Source organism: Pseudomonas sp. SDO5591_S426 (assembly GCF_054070755.1).
The window spans coordinates 1-6,647 of the sequence record NZ_JBSVXD010000253.1 but is presented as its reverse complement, the minus strand read 5'-3'; the positions used below and the strand labels follow the sequence as shown (position 1 = coordinate 6,647).

Below are 6,647 nucleotides of genomic sequence, written 5' to 3'. Positions count from 1 at the left end.
ACCCGTAGGCAACGGCGCAAGGTCTTGTAGCTTGCAGGAAGTATCCTTAAACGCTATTAAACAAGGGTTTGCGGGGTGGCGCGTTTGGCGATTTGAGATAGGGTTGAGGCATGGAACACGCGCGACAGGAGAACCGTATGCGCTACTCAGCCTTGACCCAACGAATCGCCGGTGACGGAGCGGCGGCCTGGCAGATTCACGATCGAGCGCTTGAGTTGCGCGAGCAGGGTGTCGATGTCCTGCTGCTGTCGATTGGCGACCCGGATTTCGACACGCCAATACCCATCGTCCACGCGGCCATTGATAGTTTGCTGGCCGGCGACACGCACTACCCGGCGGTGCGTGGCAGCCAGGGCTTGCGCGGCAGCATCGCCCGACGCCATCACCAACGCAGCGGGCAAGTGGTGGATGCCGAGCATGTGATCGTCTTCCCCGGCGCGCAGTGCGCGGTGTATTCGGTGGTGCAATGCCTGCTCGACCCGGGCGACGAAGTGCTGGTTGCCGAACCGATGTACGTCACCTACGAAGGCGTGTTCGGCGCCTGCGGGGCGAAAGTGGTGCCGGTGCCGGTGCGCTCGCAGAATGGTTTTCGGGTTGATCCTGCGGATGTCGCGGCACTGATCACGCCGAAGACTCGCGCCCTGTTGCTCAACAGCCCGAACAACCCTTCCGGGGCCAGCCTGCCACTGACGACATGGAAGGCGTTGGCCGCGTTGTGCATTCGTCATGACCTGTGGCTGATCAGCGACGAGGTCTACAGCGAGCTGCTGTTCGAGGGCGAGCACATCAGCCCGGCGAGCTTGCCGGGCATGGCCGAACGCACCGCGACCATCAACAGCCTGTCCAAATCCCACGCCATGAGCGGCTGGCGGGTGGGCTGGGTAATCGGGCCGAAACCCTTGTGTGAACACTTGGTGAATTTGTCGCTGTGCATGTTGTTCGGCATTCCGGATTTCATCCAGAACGCCGCGCAATTGGCCCTCGATGAAAACCTGCCCGAAGTGGCGATGATGCGTGAAGAATATCGCCTGCGCCGCGACCTGGTGTGCGCCAGCCTGAATCATTACCCGGGCATCCGCGCGATTCGCCCCGACGGCGGCATGTTCGTGATGGTCGACGTGCGCCCCACCGGGTTGTCGGCCCAGCATTTTGCTGAGCGGTTGCTGGAAGACTATGGCGTGTCAGTGTTGGCCGGTGAGGCGTTCGGGCCGAGTGCGGCGGGGCATATCCGCATCGGTCTGGTGGTGGATCGGGCAAAACTGGCGGATGCGTGTCGCAGGATTTCTCTGTGCGCAATGGATCTTTTAGAAGTGCGCCGGGCTTGAAAGTGACTATATGGATATCCATCACAAACAATAGCAGCCGAATATCGCGGCGTAACCTATCAGTTCTGATAGTAGGCAGATTGATAAGTAAGGCGTAAAAACTGACGAGCGATCTCTGATCATTTATTTCGCTCAGTTTAGGAGTTACGAGATGAGTTTTTTTAGAGTGTTTGTATTGGGGTTGTCGTTTGCCGTGGGTCTGCTTGAAGCGCAAGGCGTGGGGGCGGAGAGTTTGGCGACACCGATGATTAAGTTTGCTGAAAATCCCGACGGCTCAGGAAGCTCGTGTGGACTTCCGCTTGAAACTTCAAGAGTGGATTTTCGCTCGGACTCACATGGCTGTGTGAATGATCAGATGACTTATTTTCGCCTTGAAAATGCGCCGTCGGCCACTATTTTTAAACTTGAGTCAGAACGTTGTGCTGGGACAACACATAAATGGTACTTCGAGCTGAAAACATACATTAACCCAGTTTCGACCGGGTGGCTGTCGATTCCAAGTCTTAAAAGTGCGGCTGAAACAGAGATAGTAACCAGAGGGGTGATGCTGGTTAGAAAAAAAATAGACACATCTGAGCCGATTGAAGGGAAGTTGAGTTGTGTTGATATCCAGCGATCGGCTTTGCCTTAAAAGTTACCGATCCTGAAACGTTGTTTTGGCTCAGTTACGGTTGTCGCGCAAGGCGATGATTGTTTTGCTTGCTTTGCCACTTCCGTGCACTCCAACGCCTAGAGCCCGTGTTAGACGAGCGTTGTACATGGCCTGCTGGGTGGTAATCCGTCATCAGCCTGATTTCAAGGCACGTTACGACGGTCTTCGGGAACGAGGCGATGAGCGCGAAAGTCGCGCTCATCGCCTGCATGCGGATACTGCTGATCAGACTGAATGCCATGCTACGCGACGGCACCAAGTGGCGCTGACAAATGGCATGGTGCAGACAGTTGCTCCCACAAGTTACGTGGTCTACACAAATGTTGTGTTCAACACCGATCACTGTGGGAGCGGGCTTGCCCGCGATGGCTGCCTGACAGGCGCAGAAATTCTCAGGCCTTCCACGCCTGCCCATTGACCAGATTAGCCGGCCGCTCACCCGCCAGAGCCGCCAACAGATTATCCACCGCACACTTGGCCATCGCCTCCCGCGTTTCATGGGTCGCTGACCCTATGTGCGGCGTCGCCACCACGTTGTCCAGCTGCAACAACGGCGAATCAAGATTCAGAGGCTCACGCTCAAACACATCCAGCCCTGCCGCGCGAATCTGCCCCGTACGCAAGGCTTCGATCAGCGCCGCTTCATCGATCACTTTGCCTCGGGAAATGTTGATGAAGATGCTTTCCGGGCGCATCAATGCAAATTCCTCGGCGCCAATCAGCCCTTCGGTTTCAGCGGTTAGCGGCAACGTCAGGCAAATGAAATCCGACTGCTGCAACAGCTCGGTGAGGCTGCGGTATTGCGCGTTGAACCGTTGCTCAACCGCCGGTTTCGGCGAGTGGCTGTGATAGATCACCGGCATGCCGAAACCGAAATGCCCGCGCTGGGCCAAGGCTTCGCCGATGCGGCCCATGCCGATGATGCCCAGGGTCTTGCCGTGCACATCGCTGCCGAAATGCGCGGGGCCGATGTTACGGGTCCACTTGCCTTCGCGAATCATGTTCGCCAGTTCCACCACACGCCGGGCCGTGGCCAGGATCAGCGCGAAGCCGGTGTCGGCGGTGGTTTCGGTGAGCACGTCCGGCGTGTTGCTGAGCAGGATGCGCCGCTTGGTCAGGTAGTCGATGTCGTAGTTGTCGACGCCCACCGAGACGCTGGCGATGGCTTCAAGGTTGGGCGCCAGATCGAGCAGTTCGGCATCGAGTTTCAGGCTGGCGCCGAGCAAGCCGTGGGCACGGGGCAGGGCGTCGCGCAGTTTGCCGAGGCCTTCGGCATCGAGGCTGTCGATCAGTGTCACGTCGGTGTGCTCATGCAAGCGAGCCATGAGCAGCGGCGAGAGTTTCTTGTACAGGACGACCTGCTTTTTCATCTTCATGATCTCAACTTCAATTCAGGAATGAGCTGTGAGGGGACGCGCTACCGTGGGCCGCTCCCGGTCGCTGGCACCGGGCTTGAGGAATACCGTGAGCACCACCGACAGCATCAGCGCGCCACTCATCAACAAGTACGACGCGCCGGGCGAACCGGTGGAACTGTTCAGGTAGCCGACCAGATAGGAGCCGCCAAACGAACCGAGCGCACCCATGCTGTTGATCAACGCCATGGCGCCTCCCGCGACGTTGGCCGGAAGGATTTCCGGGATGATCGCGAAGAACGGCCCGTACGGTGCGTACATGCAGGCGCCGGCAATCACCAGCAATGTGTAGGACCACCAGAAATGTTCGGCACCCAACGCGTAGGAACCGTAGAAGGCGAACGAAGCGATCAGCAGCGGTGGCCAGACGAAGCGTTTGCGCTTTTGCAGTTTGTCGGAGCCCCAGGACACCAACAGCATGCCGATCACCGCCGCGAGATAAGGCAGCGCCGACAACCAACCGGCCTCGACCATGTCCATTTGCGCACCGGCCTTGAGGATCGACGGCAGCCACAGCACGAAGCCGTAGACACCGATGCTCCAGCAGAAAAACTGCAAGGCCAGGATGATTACTTTTGGTGAGCGGAACGCTTCGGCGTAGTTTTTCACCGCTTTGATGCCGACCTGTTCTGCGGCCAAGGCGCTTTCCAGGTCCTGCTTTTCCTGGTCGCTGAGCCACTTGGCCTGGGACGGACGATCATCGGCCAGACGCCACCAGATGAATGCCCAGAGCACCGCCGGCAAACCTTCGATGATGAACATCCAGCGCCAGCTGTAGTGCTGCACCAGATAGCCCGAGACCACCGACATCCACAGCATGGTCACCGGGTTGCCGAGGATCAGGAAGGTGTTGGCCCGCGAGCGTTCGGCACGGGTGAACCAGTGGCACAGGTAGATCAGCATCGCCGGCATCACCGCGGCTTCGACCACGCCGAGCATGAAGCGGATGACGATCAGCCAGTAAGCGTTGGAGACAATCCCGGTCAACGTCGCGAGGCTACCCCAGAGGATCAGGCTGACGAAAATCAGCTTCTTCACGCTGTGTTTCTGCGCGTAAATCGCCCCCGGCACCTGGAAGAAAAAGTAACCGAGGAAGAACAGCGCACCGAGCATCGACGACAGGCCCGGCGTGATCATCAGGTCGGCGGCCATCCCGGAGGCGGCGGCGAACCCGTAGTTGGCGCGATCCAGATACGCCAGGCTGTAGGTGATGAACACGATGGGCATGATGTACCACCAGCGGCGGGTGGCGAGCGTTGCGGTTTTCATGGGTGGTGCTCCTGAGCTTGTTGTTTTTGTTGCAGCAGGTGTTTGGATCTTCATTGACGGTGCTGGCCTCATCGCGGGCAAGCCAATGCTCCTACAGGAGCATCGCGTTTCCTTGTAGGAGCAAAGCTTGCTCGCGATTGGCGGCCTCAAACTCAACGGACATTTCGGACCGGGTAGGCAACCCCTCCATGTCCCCGCGACTCTGCACCGCACGACTGCCAATCCAGTTGGCCCGTTTCACGGCGTCGGCAAAGCTGTGGTTTTCCAGCAGCGCGCTGATCATGCCGACGGCAAATCCATCACCGGCACCGACCGTATCCACCACTGTTTCCACCGGCACGCCAGCGACAAAACCGGCATCCAGATGCGTGCGGTAGTAGGCACCGTGCGGCCCAAGCTTGATCGCCACGGCTTCAGCGCCCTGATCGAGGTAGAACGCGGCGATGTCGGCCGGGTCTTCGAAACCGGTCAGCAAGCGACCTTCACTCAACCCCGGCAGCACCCAATGGGCGAGGGCGGCGAGGCGGTTGATCTCGGTGATCATCTGTTGCTCGCTGGCCCACAGGCTCGGGCGCAGATTGGGGTCAAAGGACACGCTGCGCCCGGCTTCGCGCATGCGCGTCATCAATTCGAACGACATCTGCCGCGCCGTTTCCGACAACGCCGGTGGAATGCCGGTTGCGTGCAGGTGCCGAGCCTTGAGCAAGTCGGGAACGATCGAGTGCGGCGACAAGTGACTGGCCGCTGAGCCGCGACGGAAGTATTCGACGACAGGATCGCTGCCATCGTCAGTGCGCGATTTGAGCTGAAAGCCCGTGGGGTGCGCGGGGTCGATGTCGACGTGCCGGCAATCCATACCTTCCTTCTCCAGCGTGTCGATCACGAAGCGGCCCAGAGAGTCGGCACCGACGCGGCTTAGCCACGCCACCTTGAAACCCAGTCGCGACAAGCCAATGGCGACATTGCTGTCAGCGCCGGCAATGCGTTTGTGGAAAGCGCCGACGCTGGCCAGTTCGCCAGACTGCTCGGCAACGAACATCGCCATGGTTTCGCCGAACGACAGGATATCGATTTCAGACATGAGCGCTCTCCAATTGCGATTGGCCGAGGTGGGCGAGGGCGGCAACGTGTTCGGTGGTCAGTTGCACCAGGTCATCACCTTGCAGCGGATATTCCGCTGCCCGCATAACGCCTTGGGCCATGTGCCGCAGCAGGTGTTCCCATTCCTGCAAATCACTGGCGGCGGGCGGGATGGCGACGAGTTTGCCGTCGGTGCGGCGCGTGACCGCTTTGCAGTGCACGTAACCGACGTGACGACCTAGTAACCGCGCGGCGCTGGCGGCGGACTGATCCTGCCAATGCCAGTTGCCGATATCGAAGGTCATTTTGATCGGCAGATTGTGTTGCTCGACTTCTGCGAAGAAACGCTGGAAGGGTTCGATGCGGCCACCGTGCAAAGTCTGGTCGTTTTCCACCAGCAACTGCACCGCGCTATCGCCAAGCATTCGGGCAAGGGTTTGCAGGTCGCTGTTGTCGGTGAAGTAACCCAATGAGACTTTCAGCCACTTGGCGCCGAACGCCTGGGCGCGTTGCAGCGCGGTGGTCAGTTCGGGATTGGGTTTGGATTGACCGGCAAGCCACAATTCCATCGGCGAGGAATACACGCTTTCCAGACCTTCGGCCTGAGTCGCGTCAGCCAGGTGTGCGGGGTTCTCAAAGGTCAGCAGCTCTTCACGCCATTCGATGCGCGTGGCGCCGGCGGCGGCCAGTACTGCGATGAAACTGCCCTGACCGCGTTGGCGTACCAGGTCGGCGCCGTAGCTGGACAGGCTGATGGAGACGGCGGGTTTGTTCATGGTTTTTCTACCTCTGAAACCGGTTTCATTTTTGTTCAAAAAAAATGGATGACCTTTAGGGCCCCATCGCTGGCAAGCCAGCTCCCACAGGTGAAGTGTGTGAACATAAATTTGATATTCACCACAAACT

6 protein-coding genes and 1 pseudogene are annotated in these 6,647 nt (G+C 59.1%); 3 read left to right on the top strand and 4 right to left on the bottom strand.

Features of this window, described 5'->3' with window-relative positions:
• Window positions 1–137: 137 nt before the first annotated feature.
• The 3 genes and pseudogenes from ACW9JC_RS27680 to ACW9JC_RS27670 form a co-directional block, all read left to right on the top strand.
• Window positions 138–1,325 (top strand): pyridoxal phosphate-dependent aminotransferase, encoded by a 1,188-nt coding sequence (locus ACW9JC_RS27680; protein WP_457459008.1) that lies wholly within the window; start codon window positions 138–140, stop codon window positions 1,323–1,325.
• Window positions 1,326–1,476: 151 nt separating this feature from the next.
• Entirely contained in the window at window positions 1,477–1,956 is a 480-nt protein-coding gene (locus ACW9JC_RS27675) for a hypothetical protein (RefSeq protein ID WP_457459006.1), read from the top strand.
• A 100-nt stretch (window positions 1,957–2,056) separates the two neighbouring features.
• Window positions 2,057–2,246 (top strand): annotated as a pseudogene (locus ACW9JC_RS27670) (IS110 family transposase); the annotation flags it as partial.
• A 123-nt stretch (window positions 2,247–2,369) separates the two neighbouring features.
• Here ACW9JC_RS27670 and ACW9JC_RS27665 read toward each other — a convergent pair.
• The 4 genes from ACW9JC_RS27665 to ACW9JC_RS27650 form a co-directional block, all read right to left on the bottom strand.
• Window positions 2,370–3,347, bottom strand: coding sequence for a 2-hydroxyacid dehydrogenase (locus ACW9JC_RS27665; RefSeq protein WP_457459010.1), 978 nt, complete (start codon window positions 3,345–3,347; stop codon window positions 2,370–2,372).
• Window positions 3,348–3,368: 21 nt separating this feature from the next.
• Complete coding sequence (locus ACW9JC_RS27660) at window positions 3,369–4,661, bottom strand: MFS transporter (RefSeq protein ID WP_338580595.1); 1,293 nt, start codon at window positions 4,659–4,661, stop codon at window positions 3,369–3,371.
• Between the two features lie 91 nt (window positions 4,662–4,752).
• On the bottom strand, window positions 4,753–5,742 hold the full coding sequence (locus ACW9JC_RS27655) for a sugar kinase (RefSeq protein WP_457459004.1): 990 nt from the start codon (window positions 5,740–5,742) through the stop codon (window positions 4,753–4,755).
• Window positions 5,735–6,517 carry a sugar phosphate isomerase/epimerase family protein gene (locus ACW9JC_RS27650; RefSeq protein ID WP_338580597.1) on the bottom strand — a complete coding sequence of 261 codons (783 nt, stop codon included), beginning with the start codon at window positions 6,515–6,517 and terminating at the stop codon, window positions 5,735–5,737. Before ACW9JC_RS27650 ends, ACW9JC_RS27655 begins: the two co-directional genes overlap by 8 nt.
• Window positions 6,518–6,647 lie beyond the last annotated feature (130 nt).